The sequence below is a fragment of the Microcystis sp. M31BS1 genome, assembly GCF_020245285.1.
Taxonomy (GTDB): Bacteria; Cyanobacteriota; Cyanobacteriia; order Cyanobacteriales; family Microcystaceae; genus Microcystis; species Microcystis panniformis.
This window is the reverse complement of record NZ_JADBVE010000110.1, coordinates 1-3,308: the sequence shown is the minus strand read 5'-3', so window position 1 is coordinate 3,308 and position 3,308 is coordinate 1. Positions and strand designations below refer to the sequence as shown.

At 43.7% G+C, this 3,308-nt stretch carries 3 protein-coding genes; 2 read left to right on the top strand and 1 reads right to left on the bottom strand.

All coding sequences use genetic code 11. The annotated features are described in order from the left end of the window. Positions 1-158 precede the first annotated feature (158 nt). The gene (locus IM509_RS06255; protein WP_249265037.1) at positions 159-431 is read right to left on the bottom strand and encodes a PIN domain-containing protein; all 273 of its coding nucleotides are present in this window, start codon (positions 429-431) and stop codon (positions 159-161) included. Positions 432-693: 262 nt separating this feature from the next. Here IM509_RS06255 and IM509_RS06250 point away from each other — a divergent pair, with 262 nt between their 5' ends. Further along, a complete protein-coding gene (locus IM509_RS06250) occupies positions 694-1,884 on the top strand; it encodes an ISAs1 family transposase (protein ID WP_072927809.1) in 1,191 nt (396 codons plus the stop codon). A 287-nt stretch (positions 1,885-2,171) separates the two neighbouring features. Continuing rightward, a complete protein-coding gene (locus IM509_RS06245; protein ID WP_260441192.1) occupies positions 2,172-3,113 on the top strand; it encodes a linear amide C-N hydrolase in 942 nt (313 codons plus the stop codon). Positions 3,114-3,308: the final 195 nt, after the last annotated feature.

Here is a 3,308-nt window from a genome sequence, read left to right as displayed (position 1 = left end):
TGACCCTTTTCCCTGTTGGCTCTTCTCGCAAAGCTCGTCAGGATTATTATGGCAAAATTACCTTTTCTTTTATTCAGGAGTTTGAGGCTTTCACATAACAGTACTTGTCTTTGTATTGAAAAATGTGTCCGTCAGTCAGCCCAAAGCCTCCATTTCAGCTAACTCAAAATCATCAATCGGGACATAAAAAACTTAAAGTTTTGCCAAATCCTTCCAATTATTTCTCCACTCCAATCCTTATTTTTTAAACGTTTGGCAACTCTGGTAATTTGGTTAATAAGTTCTTCAGAAATTATTACCCCCACAGGATTATCGTTTGGGGCTTCCCAACCTAACCATTGTAGAATTAAACCTTCAGGACTTTCTAGGTCAATTGCACCTATTAAATAAACATTAGTGTCTAAAAAAATTAATTCAGGAATTTTCTTCATTGTATTGAATCTTGTTTTTGTTGACGTTCTTGAGATATTTCCCGTTTAATATCTTGGACCAGATCAACAATTTTCTCTCTTGAATCATAACCTGCTTCGGTCAAAGATTGTTTTAACCAGGGCAATCGCACTTATTTTGTATAAATTGTACTTGACAAACCAGACAGTTTAAGCTGTGGGGGCTAGGGGCTAGACATGGCCGCTTGAATCGAGGACACTATCTAGATATCTCATCAGTCCCGTTTACTGCGACTTAACGCTCATGGCAACCGGTTTTGGCACACCACCTGTATCCATCCCTTCCCCCACGCTCAAAAAGCTTAAACAGAGCCTGAGCAAGCAGTTTCAGGCTTTGTCAGACCCCCGAGTGAAACGGAAACCCGAACATTTACTGCTCGATATTGTCGCCATTGCCATCCTGGCGGTGCTGTCTGGGGCTAACGATATGGTGGCTATTGAAACCTATGGCAAAGCCAAACAATCTTGGTTAGAGACGTTTTTGGAGTTGCCCAACGGCATACCGTCTCACGATACCTTTTCGAGAGTCTTAGCCTTGCTCAACCCGCAGCAGTTGCATGAGTGCTTTTTGAGTTGGGTGCAGCTGCTCACCGAATCCTTAGGGATTCAGCTTATCCACATTGACGGCAAAACGGCTCGGGGTTCCTACTACCGGGAGCAATCCCTGAAGGCCTTACACACCGTGAGTGCTTGGGCGAGTGAGCATCATCTGGTGTTAGCTCAACAACGAGTCGAGGACAAGTCGAATGAGATTACCGCCATTCCCGAGTTGCTGAACCTGCTGGAGCTTAAAGGGGCGATTATTACCCTTGATGCCATGGGCCCCCAACGGGAGATTGCCGCCCAAATCGTTGACCAAGGGGGTGACTATATCCTGGCACTCAAAGGGAATCAAGGTAGTCTGCACCGTCAGGTGAAGGCTTTCTTTGAGGCGGCGGAGTCAAACCAGTGGACAGGGATTGACGTTAGCTATAGCGAGTGTACAGAAGCCGGTCACCATCGCTTTGAACGACGGCAAGTGTGGGCGATTCCCATCAGCCAAGTCCCCGATTTGTCCAATCAAAACAACAAATGGCGAGGATTAGCTACGGTCGTGATGGTCAAACGAGAACGACATCTCTGGAATAAAACGACCACCGAATTGTGTTTCTATATCACCAGTTTAGTGGCTGATGCTACTCTGTTGGCCTTGGCCATCCGCTCCCATTGGGGGATTGAAAATAGTCTGCATTGGATATTAGATGTCACCTTTCGGGAAGACCACAGTCGGATTCGCCACGGTCATGGGCCTGAAAATATTGGGCTGCTGCGCCGCTTGTCACTCAATTTACTCAAACGCGAACCGTCCAAGCAAAGTCTTACCCAGAAACGCTATCGAGCCGCTATGGACAATGACTTTGTTGTCAAGGTGTTGCTCGGCCATGAGGCTGCTTAAGGACGACTAGCTCCCCACTGTAAGACTTGAACCTAAGCTTAGAGGAAACCACAACGACATAAACTTCAACCCATCCCTACTGTCAGATTGTTCCAAGGTTGTTGGAATGACCATTTGAGCAGCCAAAAATCAGGAGTTGTTTGGTAAAATTACCTGAGATTTTGGTCACTATGTCAACCTAATTTAAGTGCGATTGCCCTGGGGTCGAAGTCGATACAGATATTGTCTATATACCCGCAGGTGAGTCTTTTCAATGCAAAATGGGGAATGGATTTAAAACAGTTGGAATGTCCTATAAATCTGACTACGCCATTCTTGCAGCTTGGGCCAAAAGTATGGGTAGTCTTGTCCAATTTGAAGATATTAATTGTTTTGATGGCATTAACGAAGAAGGATTAGCTTTAGGTGTGTTCTTTTTTCCTTCCTATGCTCAATATCAAATTTTACCTGAAGAATCTACAGAATCTACAGCTTCCGAAGAAGATATTAGTAAAGGAATGGGACCTCAAGATTTCCCGAGGTGGATTCTATCTAAATTTACCGATGTTGATCAAGTCAAAAAGGCAATTGCCAATAAAGAGGTTGTGGTCTTTCGCTCAATCCCTAACGATGAGGCAGGAAAACCCCTTCCCTTTGATCCTTTGACAGTTCACTATATCGTTTATGACAGGACAGGAAAAAGTATTGTGATTGAACCAGTTGAGGGTAAATTAATCGTTCATGACAATCCCCTTGGGATAATAACCAATTCTCCTACTTTTGATTGGCACATGACCAATCTTCGTAACTATATAGCCCTTGATCCTCGCAATGTACCCTCCATCGAGATCGCTGGTGAAACCTTCTCACAATTCGGTCAAGGGACTGGAATGTTAGGAATGCCGGGTGATTTTACGCCTCCGGCTCGGTTTGTTCGTGCTACTGTTTTCAGTCAAACAGCAATCCCCTCAACTACTATTGAAGAAGGAATTGAACAGGTATTTCATATCTTAAATAACTTTGATATTCCTGTGGGAGTTGCACGAGCAGGACATGAAACGGATTATACTATGTTTACTTCAGCCCGTGATCCGCACAATTTACGTTATTACTGGAAAACCTATGAGGATCAAACAATTCGGATGGTTGACTTGAAAAAACTGATGGCAACTTGTGAAAAAAACGTTAAAACTTTAAGTACCGAAAGTGAACAACCTATTGTAGATATGACCAATGACTTAAAGGGTTAAGATTCTCTTAACTAGAAGCTATTAGAAAGTTAGCCATAAATACACTGCGATCGCCGATCGCATCGCCTGTAGCGATTGTCTTAAAAGTCAAGGGGAATAAAGAAAATCTTTTGTACCCCAAATAGGCAAGACAAAGTAACGGCACCAGTCATCCGTTTTGTCAGCGATGAAATTGTTCGGAAAACTGGACTAAGC